The sequence below is a fragment of the Rhizobium sp. WSM1328 genome (assembly GCF_057653715.1).
Genome location: NZ_JBYGKO010000002.1, coordinates 659,438 through 681,109, shown reverse-complemented (window position 1 = coordinate 681,109; position 21,672 = coordinate 659,438). Strand labels below are relative to the sequence as shown.

The following is a 21,672-nucleotide window of genomic DNA, read 5'->3' as shown; positions in this document are numbered from 1 at the left end:
TTCCTCCCTCAGAAACTTGTCGCAATGTACTTGGCTTCCATGAACTCGGCGATACCGTGATGCTGCCCTCCTTCACGTCCAAGGCCGCTCTGTTTCACACCGCCAAAGGGAGCGGCGGGATCGGAGACCAGTCCACGATTGAGCGCGATCATGCCGGCATCGATCTTGGAGGCGACGCGCATGCCGCGGCCAATGTCGCGGGTATAGATGTAGGCGGCGAGGCCATATTCGGTATCGTTGGCGGCAGCGATGACTTCTGCCTCGCTCTCGAAACGGTAGAGCGGCGCGACGGGACCGAAAATCTCCTCGCAGCCCATATCGGAGGCCGGGGAAACATCGACAAGCACCGTCGGCCGATAAAAAAAGCCGCGGCCTGCCAATGTTCGTCCGCCGCAGAGAGCGCGCGCGCCGCGCGAAATGGCGTCCGCAACAAGGCGCTCGATCTTCTCCACCGCCTTGCGCGTGATCATCGGACCGCATTCCGTATCCAGACCCACACCCGGGCCGACCCTGAGGGCGGCCATGCGTCGGGTAAATTTTTCCGCGAAGGCATCGTGGATACCGGACTGGATATAAATGCGGTTTGCCGCCGTGCAGGCCTCACCCGCATTGCGCATTTTCGCGACCATCAGACCCTCGATCGCCGCGTCAATGTCCGCATCGTCGAAAACAACGAACGGGGCGTTGCCCCCGAGTTCCATGGAACAGGAGATGACATTTTTCGCCGCTTCCGCCAGAAGCATGCGGCCGACGCCGGTCGAGCCTGTGAAGGAGAGTTTTCGCACCCGCGGGTCGGCCAGCATGGCGGCGATGACGGGGCCCGGCGTCGATGTTGTCATCACGTTCACGACGCCCGGCGGCACGCCAGCCTCCTCGTAGAGAGCCGCAAGTGCATAGGCCGTCAGCGGCGTCTCGCTCGCCGGCTTCAAGATGACGGTGCAGCCTGCCGCAAGGGCAGGCGCGATCTTGCGGGTCGCCATCGCGGCCGGGAAATTCCACGGTGTGATGAGAACGCAGATGCCGATAGGCTGGTAATCGACGACGATGCGGTTTCCGCCGGCCGGGGCAAGGCCGAACTCACCAGAGATCCGCACCGCCTCCTCGGCGTTCCAACGAAAGAACTCCGCCGCATAGGCCACCTCGCCGCGCGCGTCGCGCAACGCCTTCCCGTTCTCGAGCGAAATGAGCCGGGCAAGCGTTTCGGAGCGCTCCACCATAAGTTCGAAGCAGCGGCGCAGGATCTCGGAACGCTTTCTAGGCGTCGTCTCGCGCCAGCTTTCCGCGGCGCTTGCGGCGGCCTCCACGGCCGCTGCCGCATCCGCAAGGGTCGCATCCGGCACGGCAGCAATGACCGCCTCGGTCGAGGGGTCGATCACCTCGATCCGACCCTCGCCCGCCGCAGGCCGCCAGGCGCCGCCAATATAGAGGCCGCGGGAGAACGCGCCGAGCTCGAAGGGATCGTGGTCTTTATGCGAAGAATGCTGGTTGACGTTCATGATGGTTTCCCAGGTCAGAGGGCGGAAGCGGCCAGGTCGCCGTCATAGGCGGCGCGCACCAGGCCGCGCATGGCGGCCGCATCGAAGGAGCGGGGGTTATTCTTGATCAGCCGGCCGATGCCGAGCGCCTGCTCTGCGGCCCAGTCGATCCGGTCTTCCGGCAGGCCGAGCCCGGCAAGCGTCGGCGAGATGCCGATCGCGGCGAAGAGGCGGCTCACCTCGCCGATCGCGGCATCGGCAAGCGTCTCGTCGTCCTCCACTCCGGTCGGATCGAGGCCGAGCGCCCTACCGACAATGGCGATGTCCGCGCCCGCGACGCGGCGATTATATGTCATCACATAGGGCAGCATGGTCGCAACCCCGAGGCCGTGCGGCGTATGGGTCAAGGCACCGACCGGATATTGCACCGCATGGGCCGCAGCGGTACCCGCCGTTCCGAAGGCGCAGCCGGCTGCGAGCGCACCCATCATCACATCGGCGCGCGCATCGATGTCGGAGCCGTCGACGAAGGCCTTTTCCAGGCTCCGGCTGAGGAGCCGGATGGCATGCAGCGCGAACTGGTCGGAGAGATCGCTCTTGCCGATGAAGACATGCTGCTGCGCGAGTTCAGGATCGCCGGGGCGGCGCATGGCCGTGAAGGCTTCGATGGCATGCGTCAACGCATCCGCACCGGCAATCGCCGTGAGCCCGGGCGGGCAGGACAAGGTCAGTTCCGGGTCGCAGATCGCCGTTGTGGCGATGAGATAAGGGCTGGAAATGCCAACCTTCAGGGTACGGTCAGGATCGGAAACAACCGCGACCGGCGTCGCCTCTGAGCCTGTGCCTGCCGTCGTCGGCACGGCGATGACCGGCAGGACGGGCGCCGGCACCTTGAACTCACCGTAGTAATCGGCGAGCGCGCCGCCGTGCGCGAGCAGGAGCGAAGCGCATTTCGCCATGTCGAGGCAGCTGCCGCCACCGATGCCGATCACCATATCGGGCTCAAAGCCGCGCGCGGCCTCAACGCAAACCGCGACAGTTTCTTGCGGCACGTCCGGCAGCGTCTGGTCATGAACCAGCACGACAATGCCGGCTGCTTCAAGCGCGGCGATCATTTCCGCGAAGACCGGTGTTGCGGAAAAACGCGCATCCGTGCAGACGAGTGCGCGCCGGCCGGTTCTGCTGGCGACGCTCGCGAGCGCATGGCGCTGGCCGACGCCAAACAGAATTTCCCGCGGCAGCCTCAAGGCGGCAAACAGGCTCATGATCTTTGTCCCTCGAAGGCCAGAATGCGGGGGTGCGAAAGCGCGTTGAGGTCTTCCCACAGGCGCTGGTCGATCTCGAACCCGTTGCGGCTTGCCGCCGCTCGCCGCCGGCGGGCACGGTCGCCCGGGACGAGAACCGGTTTGCCGGCGCTGGCGGGTGGTGAAGCGCGCACGGCATCGAGATAGGTCGACAGTCGCGCCGGCAGTCCCGGCGCCAGACTGGGCTCGATCAAGATGAAGACGTCGCCCTTGTTGCATGGCGACTGGCTGTCGAGCGTGCCGCGCGCATCCGGCGCGAGCGCCGAGCCGGCAAGAGCTGCCACCAGCAGCTCCATGGCGATGCCGAGCCCGTAACCCTTCGCGTCGGCGAAGGGCGCAATCGCGCCGGCCTTCGCACGCCCCGGATCGGTCGTCGGGTTACCGGCCGCATCGCGCGCCCATCCCTCGGGAATGGGCCTGCCGGTCGCCGCGTGATGATGGATGCTGCCCATCGGCACGAGGCTGGTGGCCAGGTCGAGCACGAGCGGTTCCTCGGCCGTCGGCACGGCGATAGCGATGGGATTGGTGCCGAGCATGGCCCGGGTACCGCCGAAGGGGTGGACCAGCGCCTCGCTCGACGAGAGCGCGATGCCGACGAAACCCATTGCGGCGATGGCCTCCACGTAATGCGCGAGCATGCCGAGATGGTTGGCGTTGCGCACGGCGACAAGGCCGATGCCAAGATCCGCAATGTGAGGCGATAGCCGCTCGATCGCGGCCATGGCGACGACGGGGCCAAGTCCCGACGCCCCCTCCACCTCCAGCACCGCATCCGCGCGCCAGCGCTGTGTGCCTTTCGTCTGCGGGTCAATGACCCCGGCCTCGATCCGTTCGACCAGCCGCGGAAGCCGGTACAGGCCATGCGACGGGTGCCCCTTCATCTCCGCCGTCACCAGGACGCGAGCCTGCAGGGCCGCATGGTCACGCGGTGCGCCATGCTCTTCGAGCAGTCGGGTGGCAAGCGCAAGCGCTGCCGCTTCGGATAGACGCATGATTTTTCCTCCCTATATTAAATCGTATAGGATATAGGATTGTCTTAGCCGCAGCATCGTGCTAGCGATTGGACCTGTCAAGAGGCAAGGCAGCGGATGATTTCGACGAGACCGAAGGAACCCTCAACGGGCACAACCCAGATACCGCGCGCCAACAGCCTGGCGGGCGACGTCTACGAGGCAATTTTCAACCAGCTCATGTCGTTGAAGATTGCGCCGGGGACGCGCATCACGGTCGACAACCTGGTCAAGGAGTTCAACGTCTCCCATACGCCGATCCGTGAAGCCCTCGGGCGGCTTGAAGGCGAAGGCCTCGTCGTCAAGCAGCATCTCGTTGGCTATCGTGCCGCGCCGCAGATCACGCGCCACCGTTTCGACGAGCTCTATGAACTGCGTCTGCTGTTGGAACCCGCCGGCGCTGCGAAGGCAGCCGAGGCGATGAACGACGAAAAGCTGGCCATTCTCACCGAGGCCGCGGGCGTGATGACACGCAGCGACAACAGGGACGAACGAGCGAACTATTCGGCCTTCGCGCGCCAGGACGCCATCTTTCACGACCGGATCATGGAATTTGCCGGCAACGAGTTGATCCGCGAGATGCTGACATTCCAGCACACGCATTTCCACATCTTCCGCCTGATGTTTCATCGCCGCGTCACCGAGGAGGCGCTCGCCGAGCATCAGACGCTGCTCGATGCCTTTGCGGCGCGCGACCCGGGCGCGGCTGCGAACGCAATGCGCATTCATATCGAACATTCGCGCGACCGGCTGTTGCCGGCATTCGACGAAGTCTGAGCAACCGCGCCGGGCAAGGACGAGCCTGCCCGACCTGACAACGAGGAGGAGAACCCATGCCAGGCAAGAAAATCCTGATGCTCACCGGCGATTTCACCGAGGAGTACGAAATCTTCGTCTATCAGCAGGCGATGGAGGCGGTCGGCCACACGGTGCACGTCGTGTGCCCGGACAAGAAGGCCGGCGACATCCTCAGGACGTCGCTGCACGATTTCGAGGGAGACCAGACCTACACCGAAAAACTCGGGCACAACGTCACCATCAACAAGACGTTTTCCGAGGCCGAGAACCAGCTCGACCAGTATCATGCCGTCTACTGCGCCGGCGGGCGCGGACCGGAATATATCCGCACCGACAAGCGGGTGCAGGCAATGGTGCGTCATTTCCACGAGCAGAAGAAGCCGATCTTCACCATCTGCCACGGGGTTCAGATCCTGATCGCGGTCGACGGTGTCGTTCGCGGCAAGAAGGTGGGTGCACTTGGGGCCTGCGAACCCGAAGTCACCCTGGCGGGCGGGACCTATATCGACCTCTCGCCAACCGAAGCCTATGTCGATGGCACGATGGTTTCAGCCAAGGGCTGGACGGCGCTCGCCGCCTTTATCCGCGAATGCCTGAAGGTGCTGGGAACGGAGATTCACCACACCTGAGACGACGGACCAAATAACAGAAGGCCCGGCAGGTGACATCTGCCGGGCCTTGTTTGCGGTTGGGCCAGCAATCACGCTCCGCCGCGGTTCCAGCCGCGGCCACGCTCGCCGAACATTTCATAGCCGCCATCGGTGATGGCGAGCGTATCCTCCAACTTGATGAATCCGCGCTTTGGGTGAAGCATCGTCGTCTCGACCGAGATCACGCTCCCGGCTTCCAGCGGCTTGTCGGCATCGATGCCATCATAGGTGACGGGGTGGTTCGTCATGAGGAATGGCGCTTCGTGGGCGATGAGGCCCATGCCATGGCAGAAAAAGTCGGTGAAGGCCGCTGACGGCGAGGCCTTGAGCTCGGCCTCCGCTGCCACGATCATCTCCCTGCCCGCAGCCCCTGCCCTGACATTGGCGAAGGCCGCTTGCTGGATGCATTCGACTTCGGCCAGAAGATCCTCCAGCTCCGCATCCGGCTCGCCGAGCACACCCATGCGGCACAGGTCACCGATATATCCGTGATAGTTGCCGCCGGAATCGATCGACAGGATCTCACCCTCGACCCAAGCTTGCGGCGAGCCCGCGCGGTTGTGGCTGGAGCCGAGCGTCAGCAGGCAATATTCGAAGTGCAGGCCGCGGTTCGTTTCCTCCCGGCGCAGCTGCTCGATGATCTCCATCTTCGTCGAACCGGCGCGGGCCGCCGCGACCGTCGCCAGCATCGAGTCGGTGATCAGTTCGGAGGCGCGTCTCAGCTTTGCCAGTTCATCTGGCGTCTTGACCGCCCTTAACCGCTCCAACACATGCGTGGCATCGACAAATCGGGCGCCATCCAGCCGATCGGCAAGCAGGTCGCGGGCGTCGGATGGCAGGAAGGCTGGCTCGATGCCAATGCGCCCACCGGTCTTGCCGATTTTCTTCAGGTGCTCGACGGCGAGCCCGGCGGCATCCTGCGTGCCCCAGCTCGCCGTATGCACGGCAGGCGTCCAGAACGGATTATTCTGGTGTTCTGCGCCCTCCATGCGGTTGCCCACATAGGCGGAGTGATCGGGCGCGCCTTTCTCATAAATCACCATCGGCAGATACCGGCTATGCCCGATCGCATCCATGGCCGCGAAGAAGATGAACTTGTAGCCGCCCATGAGATATTGCGTGTTGTGTTTGGAGGTGGCGACGATGACGTCGATACCGGCTACCTCCATGAGACGGTCGAGCTTGGCCGTATCGAACGGCGTCACGGCGGCCTGCCTTGTTTGCCCTGCATTGTCGTTCATTGTCTTTCCTCCCAGAAAATGGATGCGACGCCTCAAAAGCCCGGCGGCAGCAGGCGGAAGTCCGGCAAGTCGCGAAGCGCAAGCTCCGGCCCCGCCGGTGAGTAGACCACGAAGAGGAGCATTGGCCCGCCGCCAGTGTTCTTCGTCGAATGGAAGCGACTTTCGGGAACATAGATCGTGCAGCCGCTGGCGACCTTCCTCGTGATCGGATTACCCGTCTCGTCCTCGACCATTTGCTCGCCCTCGCCGGAAATCACAAAAATGATTTCCTCCGCGCCAGGATGATTGTGGCGGGAATGGCCTTCGCCGCTTGGCAGTTCGACGACACCGCCCGAAAAGCGACTGGCGCCGTTGACCTCGGGCGCCACGGTCAGCGACAGCTTGCCCCAGTCGAAGCCGAAGGCGCTCACATCCTTAGGATAGATGAAGTACTTGTCCTTTACCATGAAACGGCTCCTCCACGTCCTTGCTCAGACGACCGCGCCGATGGCGAGCGCCTTGAAATCTTCCGTCTGCTTACGAATTGCCGCCTCTGCCGGCAGGCGCTCCATCGAGCTTGCGCCATAAAAGCCGTGGCAGCCAGGGCAACGCTCGAGAACGTAGCGCGCATCCTCCGGCATCGAGATCGGCCCGCCATGGCAGAGCACAATGACATCGTCGCGCACGGAACGCGCTGCCTTGGCGATCGCGGTGATCTCATCGATGCAGTCATCGAGCGACTTGCCGGAGGTGGCCCCGATCGTGCCGCCGGTTGTCACGCCCATATGCGCCACAATGATGTCGGCGCCGGCGACCGTCATGGCGACAGCCTCGCTCTCGTTGAAGACATAGGGTGTCGTCAGCAGGTCGAGCCCGTGGGCGGTGGCGATCATCTCGACCTCCAGATTGTAGCTCATGCCTGTCTCCTCGAAACTCTGCCGCATCCGGCCGTCGAAGAGACCGATTGTGGGGAAGTTCTGTACGCCGGAAAAGCCCATTGCCTTGAGGTCGGCGAGGAAGCGCGGCATCAGCACGAAGGGGTCCGTGCCATTGACGCCGGCGAGTACCGGGGTCTTTTTCACGACCGGCAACACTTCGAGCGCCATGTCCTTGACGATCTCGTTGGCATTGCCATAGGCGAGCAGTCCGGCGGCCGAACCGCGCCCCGCCATGCGGTAGCGCCCGGAATTGTAGATAATGATGAGATCGATGCCGCCTGCCTCCTCGGCCTTGGCGGAGATGCCCGTGCCGGCCCCGCCCCCGACGATCGGCACGCCGGCTGCGATCATGCCGTGAAATTTTTCGAGGATGGTGTTGCGCGGTATGACTGGCATCGATTTGTCTCTCAGGGGTTGGCGATGTCACGATAGGCCGCGACGGCGGCCTCGGCGAAATCTGGGTCGTTGATATGGAGCGGCAGGCGAATAATACGTCGCGACGCCGTCGGCTTCACCGTCGCCTCGAGCGCGGCGAAAAGCGCGGCGTCGGCTTGCGGATCGAAGAACGCACCGCCTTCGATGTCGAGGGCCGAAACACCCTTTTCGGGAATGAGGAAGCGTAGGGGGCCGTGGCAGAGATTGAGCTTGTCGCCGATCCAGCGACCAATCTGCGCGCATTCGGCCAGCGTCGTGCGCATCAAGGTGACGTTCGGGTTGTGCTGGTAAAACAGCCGACCGGAATAACGCTCCGGAACGGTCGCCGGCGCCCAGAAGTTCACCATGTCGAGCGCACCAACCGAACCGATATAGGGCAAGCCTTTGCGAGCAATGGCGCCGAAACGGTCCGAGGTGGCCGGCAGGACGCCGCCGAAAAGCAGGTCGCAGACCTCGGTCGTCGTGATGTCGAGCACGCCAGAGATGAGCTCGCTGTCGGCAAGCTTCTCCATCGCCCGCCCGCCCGTGCCTGTGGCGTGGAAGACCAGGCAATCATAATCTGCTCGGAGGCGCTCGACCATGGCCGATACGGCAGGTGTGGTAACGCCGAACATGGTAAGCCCGAGGGCCGGTTTGGATGCAGTCACCTCAGCCGGGCGGTGGGTCATGGCGGTGATCGCCTGAGCGGCGTTGTGAAGGATGACGCGGCTCAGCCGGTTCAGGCCCGCCATGTCCGTGACCGAAGGCATCATCACGATGTCTGAAACATCGACAAAGGGAGCCACATCGCCGGATGCGAGCGTCGAGACCATGATCTTTGGCAGACCGAGCGGCAATTGGCGCATGCCTGCGGTAATGATCGAAGTGCCTCCGCCTCCACCTATACCGATGACGCCGGCGATGTCCTGGCGCTCCACAAGGAAGCGCGCGAAAGCAATGCCCATCGCCGCGACCGCACTTCCGCGGTCCCCGCTGGCAAGAACGGCTCCAGCCCCGTCCGGATGGCACGCCGCCACTGCGTCGGCCTTCACATCGACGGCGGTCGCAGGCTCGCCTATGCCGACGTCAACGCGGACAACACCGCCGCCCGCCGCTTCGATGCAAGCGGCAAGATAGGCAAGCTCCTCGCCCTTCGTGTCGGCCGTGCCGACCACGTAGATCTGCTTCATTTCCCCTCCGAGACCGGGTGGATTTCCTCCCGGCATATCTCACGTTGGGACAAAGCGACGGGCCCTTGCAAATTTGTGAGACGTGCGTATCATAAAGACATGGATGTCTCACGTCAACAGAACGAAACAGCCAGGACCGAGCGAGGCCCGCGTGCCCGAACGCGAAAACTGATGCTCGAAACGGCTACGCGGCTCATGCAGTCCGGCATCACGCCGTCGGTAAGTGAAGTCGCCGAGGCAGCCGAAGTCTCGCGTGCGACGGCCTACCGTTACTTTCCGAGCCAGGCCGTGCTCGTGCATGCCGTGGTGGATGAGGCTCTGGGGCCGATACTCAGTTGGTCATCGGATAGTCCGGACGCACGCACTCGCGTTGCCGACCTCTTGGCGACTGCAATGCCGCGCATCGATGAGTTCGAGGCCACCTTCAAGGCGGCGCTGAAACTTTCGCTGGACCAGTGGGCGCAGCGCCAGGCGGGCACGCTCGGCAACGAGCCGCTGTTCAAGCGCGGCCACCGGGTCGACCTGCTGAAGAGCGTCACGGCCCCCCTGCAGGGCACTGTGCCGCCCGAATCCCGGGAACGCCTTGCACAGGCGCTTTCGCTTGTCTTCGGCGTCGAGGTGCTGATCGTATTGAAGGATATATGGGGCCTGACCTCGGAAGGCGCGCAGTCTGTTGCCGAGTGGGCCGCCAGGGCTCTTGTCGATACCGCATTACGGCAGGCAGAGAGCGGGGCATAACGTGGCGCGCCCAGACTTGGCGCACAACTGGTTAGACCAGTGGCAGTAATATGTTCTTGTATTGTGGTCCGGATCGGCGATGATGAATGTGAGGCGGCCCGCCACGACTGCGTCGGCAGGCCCGGAATTACAGGGGAATGACAGCGAAAGCCTGAAGACGAGCCTTTGACGAGAGGTCTCCCAGGTTGCGCTTGACGATAATGGCATTTGGTAATACCAGATCAAGTTAATGACATTCAGGCTTGAGATCTGAAACGAGCTAGGGGTCGAGGAGGACCCCCAGCACGAACACCACCCAGGAGGATCGGGAAGCCAGATCGGGAGGCCCGCGATGAAGCGGGAGGCGTGCATAAATGGGAGGAAACGTTATGCGCAAAACTATGACCGGTCTGTTGGCCGGTGTCGGATTGATGTGGGCGTGCGGAACATCCGCACAGGCCCAGGAACTGACCATCTTCTGGGCCGAGTGGGATCCGGCAAACTACCTTCAGGAACTCGTCAACGAATACGAGGCTCAAACCGGCGTCAAGGTCACGGTCGAGACCACGCCGTGGGCCGACTTCCAGACCAAGGCCTTCACCGAGTTCAACGCCAAGGGTTCAGCCTATGACATGGTCGTCGGCGACAGTCAGTGGATCGGGGCAGCGTCAGAAGCCGGCCATTACGTCGATCTGACCGACTTCTTTACCAAGCACAATCTGACCCAGGTGATGGCCCCGGCAACGGTGAAATACTACGCCGAATATCCGTCGAACTCGAAAAAGTACTGGTCGGTTCCGGCCGAAGGCGACGCCGTCGGCTGGTCCTACCGCAAGGACTGGTTCGAAGACCCCAAGGAGATGGAGGCGTTCAAGGCCAAATACGGCTACGATCTCGCACCGCCGAAGACATGGGCCGAGATGCGTGACATCGCCGAGTTCTTCCACCGTCCAGACCAGAAGCGATACGGAATCGCCATCTACACCGACAACTCTTATGACGGTCTCGTCATGGGTGTCGAGAACGCGATCTTCTCGTTTGGAGGCGAACTCGGCGACTACCAGAGCTACAAGGTCGACGGCATCATCAATTCCGAGAAGAACGTCAAGGCGCTCGAGCTTTATCGCGAGCTCTACGGCTTTACGCCACCGGGCTGGGCCAAGTCCTTCTTCGTCGAGAACAACCAGGCGATCACTGAGAACCTGGCGGCGATGAGCATGAACTACTTCGCCTTCTTCCCGGCCCTGGTGAACGAGGCGTCCAACCCGAACGCCAAGGTTACCGGCTTCTTTGCCAATCCGGCGGGCCCGAACGGCGAGCAATTCGCAGCGCTCGGCGGCCAAGGCATATCGGTCATCTCCTACTCAAAAAACCAGGAAGAGGCGATGAAATTCCTCGAATGGTTCATCAAGGACGAGACCCAGAAGCGCTGGGCCGAACTCGGCGGCTATACGGCAAGCGCCAAGGTGCTTGAATCGCCGGAGTTTCAGAACGCGACACCCTATAACAAGGCCTTCTACGAGACGATGTTCAAGGTGAAGGACTTCTGGGCAACGCCTGAATATGCCGAACTGCTGATCCAGATGAACCAGCGCATTTATCCCTTCGTCACTGCCGGCCAAGGCACGGCGAAGGAAGCGCTCGAATCCCTGGCAGCGGACTGGAACGCGACGTTCGCGAAATACGGACGCCACAAGTAGCAAGCGCGCTCAGCGGAGGGGCCGCGGCCCCTCCCATTTCATTCTGCATCTCCGCGTTGAAGGCGCGGCTCAAGAGGGCGCGGCGCCCGGAATTCACTTCGCGCATCGTGATGCCGTTCCGGCATCCGGCGCCGAACTCTCGGAGGAGGAGAGGATTGGCCACCGCAGTCATGACATCGCTGGACACGAAATCGCGTGCCGCATCCCGCGGCATGAGCGACATCCGGATTCGCAATCTCTTCATCATTCCGACGATCCTGTTCCTGATCGTCTTCAACATCTTTCCGCTGATCTATTCGCTCGGCTATTCCTTCACCGACTTTCGCGCTTCGTCGAACGCGCCGGCCAACTTCGTCGGCCTGCAGAACTACCGCGAGTTGCTGAACGATCCTTTCATCTGGTCGAATTTCGCCATCACCGCGAAATATGTGATCGTCTCTGTGACGGGGCAGGTGATCGTCGGCTTCGGCACCGCGATGCTGCTCAACCGCGATATCCCGCTGAAGGGTCTTTTGACGACGCTGCTGTTGCTGCCGATGATGCTCTCGATGGCAGTGGTCGGCCTCTTCTGGAAGCTGCTCTACGACCCGTCCTTCGGCATCATCAACTACGCACTCGGCCTCGGCTCCTTCGAGTGGCTGTCGAATCCGGACATGGCGCTCTATGCGGTCGCAATTACGGACATCTGGATGTGGTCGCCCTTCGTGATGCTGCTGTCGCTTGCCGGCCTTTCGGCCGTGCCAAAGCATCTCTACGAGGCAGCGGCGATCGACCGGGCGGGGCCGTTTTATACATTCTTCCGCATCACGCTGCCGCTGGTGGCGCCGATCCTGATGATCGCAATCATCTTCCGCACGATGGAGGCCTTCAAGACCTTCGACCTCGCGTACATCCTGACCAGCCAACCGACGACCGAGGTGATCTCCATCCGGCTCTACAAGATGGCCTTCCAGGAATGGCAGACTGGGCGCTCCTGCGCACTCGCCTACATCGTCCTGATCATGGTTCTCGCCATCACCAACATCTACGTCAAGTACCTCAACAAAGTGAAGGAGCGCTGAGATGGCTGCCGTCCAAACCCGCTCCGAACGCGCGCTGAACCGGGTGGCGATCGCCGCCGTACTGGTCATCACGCTGATCTTCCTGGCGCCGATCTATTGGATCACCTCGACGGCCTTCAAGCCGCGCAACCTTGCCACCACCATTCCGCCGACGGTGCTCTTCGAGCCGGAACTCTCGCCCTTCGTGAAGCTCTTCACCAAGCGCTCGCAACTGCGCGGGGCGCCGAGCCCTGAAGAATATGCCGCCGCCCCCTGGTGGGAGCGGATGGTGTTCGACGGCGGCGAGAAGATCGTTCGCTCCGGCCGCGGCGAGGTGCAGCCCTCCGGCTATCCGAACCGCTTCATGAACTCGCTGATCGTCGCCATCACGTCCACGGTGCTGGCCGTCGGCATGGGAACCTTCACAGCCTACGGCTTCTCGCGCTTCAAAGTGAAGGGGGAGGCAGACCTTCTCTTCTTCATCCTGTCGACGCGCATGCTGCCGCCCGTCGTCGTGGCAATCCCGATGTTCCTCATGTACCGCGTCGTCGGCCTCAACGACACGCATTGGGGCCTCATCATCCTCTACACCGCCTTCAACCTTTCCTTTTCCGTCTGGCTGATGAAGGGCTTCATCGACGAGATCCCGAAGGAATACGAGGAGGCCGCGCTCGTCGACGGCTACACGCGGATGGAGGCCTTTTTCAAGATCGTCATCCCGGAAGCAGCGACCGGAATCGCCGCGACCGCGGTCTTCTGCTTCATCACGGCCTGGAACGAATATGCATTTGCGCTAATTATGACCAACCGACGCGCGCAAACGGCTCCACCCTTCATCCCGAGCCAGGTCGGCTCAGGCCTGCCGGATTGGACGGTCATTGCGGCCGGCACGTTCCTGTTCCTGCTACCGGTCGCCATCTTCACCTTCCTGCTCAGGAACCATCTCCTGCGCGGCATGAGCTTCGGAGCGATCCGCAAATGACTTTCCGCGCCTTGAACCAGAAATATCTCGAACCCGCTTCACAGTATCTGATGATCCTCGGCATTATCGCGCTCTGCCAGCCCTGGAACCTGTTTCTGCATCGCTACGGCATGACGATGACGCTCGTCGGACTGATCGCCTTCATGGTGACGACCAAAATCCCGCGGGACGCGCAACCAGACGAAGGCAACCATTCATGACGCAGATCGAACTTCGCGGAATTCAGAAATATTTCGGTGCCGTCCAGGTCATCAAAGACCTTAATCTCGCCATCGCCGACAATGAATTCATCGTGCTCCTTGGACAATCGGGCTGCGGAAAGACGACGACATTGCGCGCCGTCGCGGGGCTGGAAACGATCGACGAAGGCGACATTCTGATCGACGGGCAGCCGGTGCAGCATATCAAGGCGTCCGGCAGGGACATCGCCATGGTGTTCCAATCCTTCTCGCTCTATCCGCACATGACGGTCTACGAGAACATCGCCTTCCCGCTCCGCGCTACCCGGATGAGCCGTGCCGATGTCGATGCGTCGGTCCGCGAGATCGCCGGTGTGCTGCGCATCGCCGGTCTGCTGGCCCGCAAGCCTTCGGCGCTGTCAGGCGGCGACATGCAGCGGGTCGCAATCGGCCGTGCGCTGGTGCGGCGGCCAAAGGCCATGCTGATGGACGAGCCGATCGGTGCGCTCGACGCGAAGCTGCGCGAGGAGATGCGGGCGGAAATCAAGCGTTTGCATATCAAGCAGGGTTCAACCACCATCTACGTGACGCATGACCAGGTGGAGGCCATGTCGCTCGCCGACCGCATCGTCATCATGCACGAGGGCATCCTTCAGCAGGTCGGCACGCCGGAAGAGGTTTACGCGCAACCCGCCAACACGTTCGTCGCCCAGTTCGTCGGAAGCCCGGTCATGAACATGGCGCCGGCGACTATAAGCGAAACGGGCAGCCATACCAGCGTGCAGATTGGCGACGGGACGACTGGCTTCGAGTTCCCCGCCGTGCTGGCCAACCGCCTCTCTGACGCAAGAGCCGAGAACGGCAAGCTGACACTCGGGGTCCGGCCCGAGGGCGTGCTTGTTTCACGGGAGGCCCGCGAGGGCTTCATGCCGGTCGAGGCGCATATCATCGAGCCTCTCGGCTCGCACGACATCGTGGACCTGAAGGTCGGTCGCCAGATGATCAGGGCACGCACCAAGAGCGGTTTCGTGCCTGGTCCCGGCGAAGCCGTCTGGGCGCGCATCGACCCCGCCCAGGCACATTTCTTCAACACCGCGACCGGCTCGTCGCTGGGGATCAGACTCTGATGGCGCATATCGAACTCAAGGGCATCACCAAGACCTTCGGCAACCACACGGCGCTGAAAAACCTGAACATCGACATTGCTGACGGCGAGTTCTTCGTGCTGCTCGGGCAGACCGGCGCCGGCAAGACGACGACGCTGCGCCTGATCGCCGGTCTCGAAAAGCCGACCGCAGGCCAGGTCTTCATCGACGGGCAGGACGTTGCCGACTGGGGTGCCGCGGAGCGCGATGTGGCCCTTGTGCTCCAGCAATATTCACTTTACCCGCGCTATACGGTACGGGAGAACCTGGAATTTCCATTGAAATCCCGTATCCGTCGCGTTGAGCCCGGAGAAATCAAGGAGCGCGTCGACCGCGTTGCAAAGACCCTGCGCATCGAGCATCTGCTCGACCGCAAGACGGACCGGCTGTCGGGAGGCGAGATGCAGCGCGTATCGATCGGCCGGGCCATCGTGCGCAAACCGCGGGTCTTCTTGATGGACGAACCGCTTTCGGCGCTCGACGCGAAGCTTCGCGAAGCACTTCGCACCGAGCTGAAAAACCTGCAGATGAACCTCGGCGCGACCTTCCTCTTCGTCACTCACGACCAGATAGAGGCCATGTCGATGGGCGACAAGATCGGCGTCCTGAACAATGGTCAACTGGTGCAGACGGGTACGCCGCAGGAGATCTACGGAAACCCGGTCAACACCTTCGTCGCGCGCGCGGTCGGCTCGCCGCCGATGAACCTGATCGCCGGCACGCTTGCCGGCGGCGAAGCAGTGGCGAGCGAGGGCTACCGGCTGCCCCTCGGGAAAGGACACGGGATCGCGACAGACGGTCGCCCGCTCACCTTCGGCATCCGTCCCGAGGACATTTTTCTCGACAGCGGCGCGCCCGGCGAAGCACGGGTCCACGACGTGGAAAATCACGGTGTCGAAAAGATCGTGACGCTGCGCACCGGCGAGAGGTTCATCCACGCGACCGTGCCGACACAGACGGCGCTTCGGATCGAGGATGAGGTTCGCTTTTCGTGGAATCCGGAAAAGGTCGTGCTGTTTGACGCCGGAAGCGGTGTAAGCCTGCGGCACGCGGGCTGACCTGATCGGTCCGAAGGATGCCAGCGGCCTCGGCGGCACGGCAGGGGCAGCGAGCGTTTCGAGTTGTCGCGACGAGGCGCTATGCGGGAAAGCGCCGGCGGTAGTGTTCTACCACTTCGGGATTGCACAAATTGACGGGCAAGTCGCCCTTGATGACGCGCAGGGCTTCGCTCGCCGCGCCTGTTCCCATGCGCATCATGCTCTCTTCCGTCAGACCAGCCAGATGCGGCGTGACGATGACGTTGTCAAAGCCGAAATAGGGATGGTCGAGCGGCAGCGGCTGCGTTGCGAAGACGTCGAGCGCGGCTCCGCCGACGCGACCATCGCGCAGCGCCTCGACCAACGCCGCATCATCGATCACCGGGCCGCGCGAGACGTTGACCAGAATGGCCGCGGGCTTCATGCGCCCGATGCGACCGGCGTTGAGCAAGCCGGTCGTCTCCGGCGTCAGCGGGCAGCAGAGCACCACGATGTCGGCCGTCGCTACAAGCTCATCGATCGTCAGGAAACGCACGCCGTCCGGCACGCTTTCCGGCGACCGGCTCGTGGCCACCACCTCCAAGCCGAAGCCGAACTTCGCGATCTTGAAGATCGCCTTGCCGACATTGCCCATGCCGACGATGCCGATGGTGCGGCCGGCGAGGTCGACGGCCGCGTCCGATCGGGCGCGGCCCGCCACCCAGCCGTTCTGACGCAGTTCGCGGTCCATCAGGCGGAAGCGCCGAAGCAGGGCCAGTGTCACAAGGAAGACGTGCTCGGCGACAGTCGAGGCATTGGCGCCCGGGACATTGGCGACAAGCACGCCGGCGCGGGTCGCTGCATCCATCGGCACCATGTCGAGCCCGGCACCATGGCGGATCGCCGCGCGAAGCGCCGGCGCATCCTCGAAGAAGGCCGGCGGGATCGGCGCTCGTATGACGAGGATGCCCGCGCCGCGGCCTTCTCGCAGCAATGTTTCGGGATCGGGCGCGGAAGCGACGCGCAGATCACCCGCAGCCTCGAGCATGGACCTGGCCGCAGGGTGCAGGGGATGTGTGGAAAAGATGAAGCTCATCGGCCCTCCCCGCCGGTTACGCCTATCAAGCTGCCGTCGCTGGACCGCCGATAAGGCCCTTCCAATAGCTTTCCGCACCTTGAAGATGCGCGCTCATCAGCGCCTGGGCGAGATTGCCGTCTCGGGCAAGCAGCGCCTCGTAGATGCGGATATGCTCCTCATGCGAGCGCCGGCTGCGGGCGGCGTCGGCAAAATAGATCGGCAGGCGGTGCTCGCCCATGACGTAATAGACGCTGCACACCCGATGGAAGACGCTGTTCTTGGTGGCCCGGACGATCTCCAAATGGAAATCCCGGTCCTCGCGCGCCAGCCCCTCGCCGGCGGCAAGCTTCGCCTCCGACGCCGCGAGGATATCGCGCAAGTGCTGGTAATTCTCCTCCGTCGCCCGATTGCATGCGAGTTCCGCGGCCTTGATCTCATGGATCTTGCGAAGCTCCACGGTCTCGTAGATCAGGATAGGGTCAAGTGGCACGCCGGCGCGGGCAAAGAGTGCCATTGCCTCCACGCTCGCCTCCGTGGTCGTCAGATAAATACCCGACTTGGCCCGGCGCTCGACGATGCGCATTGCCTCAAGAATGGCCAGTGCCTCGCGAACCTGGCCCCGGCTGACGCCGAAATGCTCCGCAAGCTCTCGCTCCGAAGGCGTACGGCCGTTGCCGCTCGAGTTCGAGAACAGGTGGGCCGCGAGATCGGAGAGGAGGGAGTTTTCTTTCATCGTCACTGTCTTTGCGCGTGAGTCTCCAGGACCCGCTGATTGATCGTGAAGCCCAGGCCAGGCCTGTCCGGGATCTCTACCATACCGTCCTTCACCGACACAGTGTCCTCGACAAGATCGTGGATCATCGGATTGGCGCCGAGCGAATATTCGATGATGAAGCTTGCCGGAGAGGCCGCGCACAAGTGCAGGCCGGAGAAGAAGCAGGGCGCGCCGGCCCATAGATGCGGCGCGAAACGGAGGTTGAAGGCGCTGGCGAGCGAACTGATGCGCATCGCCTCCGTAATGCCGCCGCAGAAGGCGGGATCCGGCTGGAATATGTCGGCGGCCCGAAGCATGGCAAGATCTCGGAAAGCGAAACGCGTCGCCTCGCTCTCGCCCGCAGCGATCGGCACGTTCCCAGCCGCGCGCACCTCCGCCATGCCCGGCTTGTCATCCGCTATCACCGGCTCCTCGAACCAGGCGAGGTCGCAATCGGCGACCATCTGGATGAAGCGCTTTGCCTCCGCAACAGTATAAGTGCCGTGCGCGTCGACCATCAGGTCGACGTCGGGGCCGATTGCCTTGCGAGCCGCCCGCACGCGCGATGCCGAGACATGCAGCGCACGATCCATCGCACCGACACGCATCTTGACCGACTTGAAACCACCGGCCGCGACATAGGACCGGAGCTGTTCGCCGATCCGGTCCACGCTCTCCCAACCGCCCGAGGCATAGGCGGGCAACCTGTCCGCCTTGCGCCCACCCAGCAGCTTCCAGACGGGGACGCCGAGCGACTTGCCGAGAATGTCCCAGAGCGCTATGTCGACCGCGCTGATCGCCGCGACGGAAAGGCCGCGCCGCGCGATCTCGGGCATGGCGTGACCCGAACTCGCCGCCGTCTCGTGGCGTACGCCGTTATAGAGCATCTCCCAAATGGTGGAGATGTCGGCGGGATCGCGGTCGATGAGCTTCGGCCCAATCTCGTGATTGAGCATGTGGACCAGCGTGCCATAGGTGCCCGAACTGCCCGCGGCATTCTTGCCCTCTCCCCAGCCAACGATGCCGTCGTCCGTTTCGATCCGCAGGATCGCACTATCGAAGGTCGTCAGACGGCCGAAGTCGCTGCGGTGCTGACGGCTCGCCTCGATGGGAATTTTAATCCACCAGGCCTCTACGGTCTTGATGCGCATGTCTCGGATCCCCTGCCCCTCACGGCCCGCGAGCCGCAGGGCATTTGTCTTTCCGTTCGTTACTTGATCAGCGGCAGGATCGTCTCGGCGGTGATCCGCATCTGATCGTCGTAGAACTTCTCAGTGAGAAGACTCGAGCCGTGGTCCTGGATAAATTTCAGTTGCTCCGGGGGAATATCGACGGGGTTGCGCTCGACCATGTCCGGATATTTTGAGGCCGGCGTGCGGTCGACCGGAGCGACGAATTCGTTGGTGACGGCGCCGTCGTACCCGATCTCCTTCAGCGTGCCGATGATCTTCGGCCAGTCGAGCTGTCCGAGGCCGGCGGCAAAACGATTGTTATCGGCGACGTGGAAATCGAACAGGCGCTTTCCAGCGAGCCGGATCGCTTCATACATGTCTTCCTCCTCGATGTTCAGGTGGAAGGCATCAAGGCAAACCCCGCATTCGGGGCTGACGGCATCGGCGAGCGCCAGCGCTTGGGCGGCACGGTTGAAGAAATAGGTCTCGAAACGGTTGAGTGGCTCGACGGCAATGCGCACGCCCCTCTTCTGAGCATGGGCAAAACACTCCTTGGTAGCGTCCACCACCCATGTCCACTCTTCCTCCTCGGTGCCATCCGGCACCACCTTGCCGACGGTCGCCGGCACTAGGGTGACGATCTCGCCCTCGAGTTCGCTGACCATGGTGATGACGCTCTTGACATAGTCCACCGACCTGGCGCGCTGGCCTTCATCCCTGGCGGCAAGATTGCGCTCGCCGAGCGTCAGCGTAACGGCGCCCCAGCAGCGGATGCCATGCTCTTTCAGCAGCGCCCGCGTCTCGTTGACGTCGTACTGCGCCGGCTCGCCGGATATCTCGATGCTTTCGTAGCCATATTTCTTGATGCGCTTCAGCGTGACGGCGAGCGGCTCGGCCCGCATCCAGTTATGTGTCGAAAGATGCATGAGGTCCTCCCAGATAGTTGCAGCACGGTCCACCGCCAATCGGGCGGCAAAATGTTGTGTTATCGTTGGCCGCTCTCGCCATCCTCGGCAATCTGGTTTGGCCAATTCTCGTTATTTTAAAGCTCTAGCTCAATTCTTGACCCTCTGCAAGGCGGGGCTTAAAGGTCGATATTTCGTTAGCCGGTCGATATTTAAGACTGATTTTCTCACCTAGGCGCGAATCCGGCATCCCAAGCGTGTAATAAACTGGCTTGACCAGATTCCAAGATTTGGTATGACCAGATCTGGAAGTGATAGGACGTTGAAACCATCTCGGAGTGGCCGCAGGCCAAGTGGAGGGGAGATGAAGATCGGCATGTGCATGTTCCTCTGGACGACAAGTGTCGGCCGGAAACACGAGGCACTGTTACGCGATATCAAGGACACGGGGTTTGACGGTGTCGAGATCCCGATCTTTTCGGGCACACCCGACGACTACCATCGGCTGGCGGACATACTTGACCGGATCGGCCTGGAACGGACCGCCGTTTCCGCCATGGGCGATCCGCAGATGAACCTGATCGCCGCCGACAACGCGACCCGCAGGCGCGGCATCGACTACATGAAATGGGCCATCGACTGCAGCGATGCGCTCGGCGCGACGATGCTGAGCGGCCCGCTACATTCGACGCTCGGCAAATTTTCCGGCAGCGGGCCGAGCGCCGCGGAACTCAAGCGCTCGGTTTACTCGCAACGCGCGATCGGCGATCATGCAGCAAAGCATGGCATCACGATCGGGCTTGAGGCGCTGAACCGCTTCGAATGCTACCTGTTCAACACGATGGACGATCTTGCGGCCCATATCGACGCGGTCGGACATCCGCATATCCGCGCCATGTACGACACGTTCCACAGCAATATCGAAGAAGCCGATCCCATTGGCGCGTTCATGCGAAACAGTGACCGCATCGTGCATGTCCACATTTCGGAGAACGACCGCGGCGTACCCGGGCGCGGCAACATTCCCTGGGCGGAGACGTTCCGGGCGCTACGCGCGAGCGGCTATGATGGGTGGCTGACAATCGAGGCCTTCGGTCGGGCACTCAAGGAACTCGCCGCCGCGACAAAGGTCTGGCGCGACTTTTCCGAGACACCGGAAGCGGTCTATCGCGAAGGCTACCGCCATATCCGCGATGGATGGCACGCGGCGGCATGAATACCAACCGATTCTCGCCGCGGTCGATCAGGGAACCATCGGGCTGAACGCTGCACTGGCAGGCCACGCCTTACGCCTGAGCAATCACCTTCTGCCTGCTCTCATCGAGCGGCCCGATTCCCTTGCAAATCGAAGAGATTTCCGAAGGCGTCCGCTCAGGAGACATCCCGTCAGGAAACCAGGGACATCGGCGGGCGGGCGGCGGGCGATGCCTTGCGGATATCGGTGGTCTGAAAGTGGGAGATTCTTTCGTTCAACACTTCCACCTGATGCCGGAGCCGATGAATCTCCGAGGTGTTTTCCTCCACCATGGCGGCATTGTGCTGGGTGATGTGTTCGACATCACGAACGGCATTGTTGACCTCGTCGATCCCCTTGTATTGCGTGGTCGTCGAAGACGAGATGACTTGCACCAGCCCATTGATCGAGGTGAAGTGTTCCATGATGGATGAAAGCGCCTGGCCGGTCTCCTCGACGAGTTGGACGCCTATGCCGACCTGCGATGCGTCTTGTTACTCAGCTGATGGCAATAAGGCTTGCATTGCCGCCGGCAGCCGCCGTGTTAATCGACATCGACACCTCCTCCAGCAGCCAATTCAAGCAATAGGCTTCGGGATCGCCCGCAATTCCTCGGTCGTCGCGGTGTGGACCAGCAGAAGCGCTCTGGCAGGGGAGCGATGAAGCTCAAACCCCAACGCTGAGGATGCAAGCCCAGAGTCTCTGAGAGGTAGCTTGAGCCTCCTCGAAATCCCTGGTCCGACCCAAACAT

At 62.4% G+C, this 21,672-nt stretch carries 21 protein-coding genes and 1 pseudogene; 10 read left to right on the top strand and 12 right to left on the bottom strand.

What is annotated here, in order from left to right; all coding sequences use genetic code 11:
- Positions 1–8 precede the first annotated feature (8 nt).
- Genes AC2444_RS26800 through AC2444_RS26790 form a run of 3 tightly spaced genes read right to left on the bottom strand, consistent with a single transcriptional unit; the run spans position 9 to position 3,771 of the window.
- Complete coding sequence (locus AC2444_RS26800; protein WP_128449848.1) at positions 9–1,496, bottom strand: NAD-dependent succinate-semialdehyde dehydrogenase; 1,488 nt, start codon at positions 1,494–1,496, stop codon at positions 9–11.
- A gap of 14 nt (positions 1,497–1,510) precedes the next feature.
- Positions 1,511–2,740 (bottom strand): iron-containing alcohol dehydrogenase, encoded by a 1,230-nt coding sequence (locus AC2444_RS26795; RefSeq protein WP_012755383.1) that lies wholly within the window; start codon positions 2,738–2,740, stop codon positions 1,511–1,513.
- Positions 2,737–3,771, bottom strand: coding sequence for an Ldh family oxidoreductase (locus AC2444_RS26790; RefSeq protein WP_128449849.1), 1,035 nt, complete (start codon positions 3,769–3,771; stop codon positions 2,737–2,739). The genes AC2444_RS26795 and AC2444_RS26790 overlap by 4 nt, the downstream gene beginning before the upstream one ends.
- A gap of 96 nt (positions 3,772–3,867) precedes the next feature.
- Between AC2444_RS26790 and AC2444_RS26785 the strand changes: the two genes are divergently transcribed.
- Together AC2444_RS26785 and AC2444_RS26780 are read left to right on the top strand one after the other, a co-directional pair.
- The gene (locus AC2444_RS26785) at positions 3,868–4,566 is read left to right on the top strand and encodes a GntR family transcriptional regulator (protein ID WP_003562942.1); all 699 of its coding nucleotides are present in this window, start codon (positions 3,868–3,870) and stop codon (positions 4,564–4,566) included.
- 56 nt (positions 4,567–4,622) lie between these two features.
- Complete coding sequence (locus AC2444_RS26780) at positions 4,623–5,216, top strand: DJ-1/PfpI family protein (protein WP_003562944.1); 594 nt, start codon at positions 4,623–4,625, stop codon at positions 5,214–5,216.
- 71 nt (positions 5,217–5,287) lie between these two features.
- Here AC2444_RS26780 and AC2444_RS26775 read toward each other — a convergent pair whose 3' ends face one another.
- From AC2444_RS26775 to AC2444_RS26760, 4 genes are read right to left on the bottom strand one after another with little or no spacing between them, the layout of a single operon-like run.
- Positions 5,288–6,478, bottom strand: coding sequence for a M24 family metallopeptidase (locus tag AC2444_RS26775; protein WP_003562945.1), 1,191 nt, complete (start codon positions 6,476–6,478; stop codon positions 5,288–5,290).
- Between the two features lie 32 nt (positions 6,479–6,510).
- On the bottom strand, positions 6,511–6,924 hold the full coding sequence (locus AC2444_RS26770) for a cupin domain-containing protein (RefSeq protein ID WP_003549741.1): 414 nt from the start codon (positions 6,922–6,924) through the stop codon (positions 6,511–6,513).
- 24 nt (positions 6,925–6,948) lie between these two features.
- Positions 6,949–7,791, bottom strand: a complete 843-nt coding sequence (locus tag AC2444_RS26765; protein ID WP_003562947.1) for a phosphoenolpyruvate hydrolase family protein — start codon at positions 7,789–7,791, stop codon at positions 6,949–6,951.
- Positions 7,792–7,802: 11 nt separating this feature from the next.
- Positions 7,803–8,999 (bottom strand): Tm-1-like ATP-binding domain-containing protein, encoded by a 1,197-nt coding sequence (locus AC2444_RS26760; protein ID WP_003562950.1) that lies wholly within the window; start codon positions 8,997–8,999, stop codon positions 7,803–7,805.
- A gap of 99 nt (positions 9,000–9,098) precedes the next feature.
- On the opposite strand from AC2444_RS26760, the gene AC2444_RS26755 reads away from it, so the two are divergent.
- The 7 genes from AC2444_RS26755 (at position 9,099) to AC2444_RS26725 (ending at position 15,820) form a co-directional block, all read left to right on the top strand.
- Positions 9,099–9,737: a TetR/AcrR family transcriptional regulator gene (locus AC2444_RS26755; RefSeq protein WP_017996408.1), complete on the top strand. Its 639-nt coding sequence runs from the start codon at positions 9,099–9,101 to the stop codon at positions 9,735–9,737.
- A gap of 368 nt (positions 9,738–10,105) precedes the next feature.
- Positions 10,106–11,416 carry an ABC transporter substrate-binding protein gene (locus AC2444_RS26750; RefSeq protein WP_003562954.1) on the top strand — a complete coding sequence of 437 codons (1,311 nt, stop codon included), beginning with the start codon at positions 10,106–10,108 and terminating at the stop codon, positions 11,414–11,416.
- 155 nt (positions 11,417–11,571) lie between these two features.
- Entirely contained in the window at positions 11,572–12,477 is a 906-nt protein-coding gene (locus AC2444_RS26745) for a carbohydrate ABC transporter permease (protein WP_003562956.1), read from the top strand.
- 1 nt (position 12,478) lies between these two features.
- The gene (locus tag AC2444_RS26740) at positions 12,479–13,438 is read left to right on the top strand and encodes a carbohydrate ABC transporter permease (RefSeq protein WP_003562958.1); all 960 of its coding nucleotides are present in this window, start codon (positions 12,479–12,481) and stop codon (positions 13,436–13,438) included.
- Positions 13,435–13,638 carry a hypothetical protein gene (locus AC2444_RS26735; RefSeq protein WP_003562960.1) on the top strand — a complete coding sequence of 68 codons (204 nt, stop codon included), beginning with the start codon at positions 13,435–13,437 and terminating at the stop codon, positions 13,636–13,638. Before AC2444_RS26740 ends, AC2444_RS26735 begins: the two co-directional genes overlap by 4 nt.
- Positions 13,635–14,744 carry an ABC transporter ATP-binding protein gene (locus AC2444_RS26730; RefSeq protein ID WP_012755377.1) on the top strand — a complete coding sequence of 370 codons (1,110 nt, stop codon included), beginning with the start codon at positions 13,635–13,637 and terminating at the stop codon, positions 14,742–14,744. The genes AC2444_RS26735 and AC2444_RS26730 overlap by 4 nt, the downstream gene beginning before the upstream one ends.
- The gene (locus AC2444_RS26725; RefSeq protein WP_017996410.1) at positions 14,744–15,820 is read left to right on the top strand and encodes an ABC transporter ATP-binding protein; all 1,077 of its coding nucleotides are present in this window, start codon (positions 14,744–14,746) and stop codon (positions 15,818–15,820) included. The genes AC2444_RS26730 and AC2444_RS26725 overlap by 1 nt, the downstream gene beginning before the upstream one ends.
- A gap of 79 nt (positions 15,821–15,899) precedes the next feature.
- On the opposite strand, the gene AC2444_RS26720 is transcribed toward AC2444_RS26725, so the two are convergent.
- Genes AC2444_RS26720 through AC2444_RS26705 form a run of 4 tightly spaced genes read right to left on the bottom strand, consistent with a single transcriptional unit; the run spans position 15,900 to position 19,708 of the window.
- Positions 15,900–16,874, bottom strand: coding sequence for a hydroxyacid dehydrogenase (locus tag AC2444_RS26720; RefSeq protein ID WP_128439665.1), 975 nt, complete (start codon positions 16,872–16,874; stop codon positions 15,900–15,902).
- A 25-nt stretch (positions 16,875–16,899) separates the two neighbouring features.
- Positions 16,900–17,589 (bottom strand): FadR/GntR family transcriptional regulator, encoded by a 690-nt coding sequence (locus tag AC2444_RS26715; RefSeq protein WP_003562968.1) that lies wholly within the window; start codon positions 17,587–17,589, stop codon positions 16,900–16,902.
- A 2-nt stretch (positions 17,590–17,591) separates the two neighbouring features.
- Positions 17,592–18,761 carry a mandelate racemase/muconate lactonizing enzyme family protein gene (locus AC2444_RS26710; protein WP_003562969.1) on the bottom strand — a complete coding sequence of 390 codons (1,170 nt, stop codon included), beginning with the start codon at positions 18,759–18,761 and terminating at the stop codon, positions 17,592–17,594.
- Positions 18,762–18,820: 59 nt separating this feature from the next.
- Positions 18,821–19,708, bottom strand: coding sequence for a sugar phosphate isomerase/epimerase family protein (locus tag AC2444_RS26705; RefSeq protein ID WP_012755374.1), 888 nt, complete (start codon positions 19,706–19,708; stop codon positions 18,821–18,823).
- Positions 19,709–20,051: 343 nt separating this feature from the next.
- Between AC2444_RS26705 and AC2444_RS26700 the strand changes: the two genes are divergently transcribed.
- Positions 20,052–20,903 (top strand): sugar phosphate isomerase/epimerase family protein, encoded by an 852-nt coding sequence (locus AC2444_RS26700; RefSeq protein ID WP_017996413.1) that lies wholly within the window; start codon positions 20,052–20,054, stop codon positions 20,901–20,903.
- Between the two features lie 170 nt (positions 20,904–21,073).
- Here the strand turns inward: AC2444_RS26700 and AC2444_RS26695 are convergent.
- A pseudogene (locus AC2444_RS26695) lies at positions 21,074–21,409 on the bottom strand (methyl-accepting chemotaxis protein); the annotation flags it as partial.
- Positions 21,410–21,672 lie beyond the last annotated feature (263 nt).

Bases quoted from the DNA above. Each gene is read 5' to 3' on its own strand.
- AC2444_RS26705 (WP_012755374.1), bottom strand. From the start codon at position 19,708: ATGCATCTTTCGACACATAACTGGATGCGGGCCGAGCCGCTCGCCGTC.
- AC2444_RS26735 (WP_003562960.1), top strand. From the start codon at position 13,435: ATGACTTTCCGCGCCTTGAACCAGAAATATCTCGAACCCGCTTCACAG.
- AC2444_RS26775 (WP_003562945.1), bottom strand. From the start codon at position 6,478: ATGAACGACAATGCAGGGCAAACAAGGCAGGCCGCCGTGACGCCGTTC.
- AC2444_RS26790 (WP_128449849.1), bottom strand. From the start codon at position 3,771: ATGCGTCTATCCGAAGCGGCAGCGCTTGCGCTTGCCACCCGACTGCTC.
- AC2444_RS26765 (WP_003562947.1), bottom strand. From the start codon at position 7,791: ATGCCAGTCATACCGCGCAACACCATCCTCGAAAAATTTCACGGCATG.
- AC2444_RS26800 (WP_128449848.1), bottom strand. From the start codon at position 1,496: ATGAACGTCAACCAGCATTCTTCGCATAAAGACCACGATCCCTTCGAG.
- AC2444_RS26795 (WP_012755383.1), bottom strand. From the start codon at position 2,740: ATGAGCCTGTTTGCCGCCTTGAGGCTGCCGCGGGAAATTCTGTTTGGC.
- AC2444_RS26780 (WP_003562944.1), top strand. From the start codon at position 4,623: ATGCCAGGCAAGAAAATCCTGATGCTCACCGGCGATTTCACCGAGGAG.
- AC2444_RS26710 (WP_003562969.1), bottom strand. From the start codon at position 18,761: ATGCGCATCAAGACCGTAGAGGCCTGGTGGATTAAAATTCCCATCGAG.
- AC2444_RS26755 (WP_017996408.1), top strand. From the start codon at position 9,099: ATGGATGTCTCACGTCAACAGAACGAAACAGCCAGGACCGAGCGAGGC.
- AC2444_RS26725 (WP_017996410.1), top strand. From the start codon at position 14,744: ATGGCGCATATCGAACTCAAGGGCATCACCAAGACCTTCGGCAACCAC.
- AC2444_RS26750 (WP_003562954.1), top strand. From the start codon at position 10,106: ATGCGCAAAACTATGACCGGTCTGTTGGCCGGTGTCGGATTGATGTGG.
- AC2444_RS26700 (WP_017996413.1), top strand. From the start codon at position 20,052: ATGAAGATCGGCATGTGCATGTTCCTCTGGACGACAAGTGTCGGCCGG.
- AC2444_RS26730 (WP_012755377.1), top strand. From the start codon at position 13,635: ATGACGCAGATCGAACTTCGCGGAATTCAGAAATATTTCGGTGCCGTC.
- AC2444_RS26760 (WP_003562950.1), bottom strand. From the start codon at position 8,999: ATGAAGCAGATCTACGTGGTCGGCACGGCCGACACGAAGGGCGAGGAG.
- AC2444_RS26720 (WP_128439665.1), bottom strand. From the start codon at position 16,874: ATGAGCTTCATCTTTTCCACACATCCCCTGCACCCTGCGGCCAGGTCC.
- AC2444_RS26740 (WP_003562958.1), top strand. From the start codon at position 12,479: ATGGCTGCCGTCCAAACCCGCTCCGAACGCGCGCTGAACCGGGTGGCG.
- AC2444_RS26715 (WP_003562968.1), bottom strand. From the start codon at position 17,589: ATGAAAGAAAACTCCCTCCTCTCCGATCTCGCGGCCCACCTGTTCTCG.
- AC2444_RS26770 (WP_003549741.1), bottom strand. From the start codon at position 6,924: ATGGTAAAGGACAAGTACTTCATCTATCCTAAGGATGTGAGCGCCTTC.
- AC2444_RS26785 (WP_003562942.1), top strand. From the start codon at position 3,868: ATGATTTCGACGAGACCGAAGGAACCCTCAACGGGCACAACCCAGATA.